Here is a 266-nt window from a genome sequence, read left to right as displayed (position 1 = left end):
TGGTAATTCACCCTTCTCATAAAATTTTTTTACGTTTTCCATAGAAACGTATACCTCTAAGAAACCAGTGTAGATGTGGTCGATTTCTACTACGCGGTCGTTTAGAAAATCCTCCGAAGAAAGCCCGATTGCATCCGCTTTTACCCTGACAAGTGCGTCCTTACTCACAAGGATGACAGGCTTCCCGTTCTCTTTTGTTTGTTCTTCAAGGGATAAATTCTTTGCAACCGCAAGGATGCGATTGTCATTTGTTTTTTCAACAAAAA

1 protein-coding gene is annotated in these 266 nt (G+C 40.2%); it reads right to left on the bottom strand.

The window, feature by feature from the left end:
- Positions 1-266: PIN domain-containing protein (locus RYX56_RS22925; RefSeq protein ID WP_317124198.1), on the bottom strand; the 266-nt coding region annotated here is incomplete at both ends.

This window comes from Alkalihalophilus lindianensis, assembly GCF_032843265.1.
In the GTDB taxonomy this organism is placed as follows: domain Bacteria; phylum Bacillota; class Bacilli; order Bacillales; family Bacillaceae_D; genus Alkalihalophilus; species Alkalihalophilus lindianensis.
The sequence above is the reverse complement of the archived record's forward strand: the minus strand, read 5'-3'. Positions and strand labels throughout refer to the sequence as shown.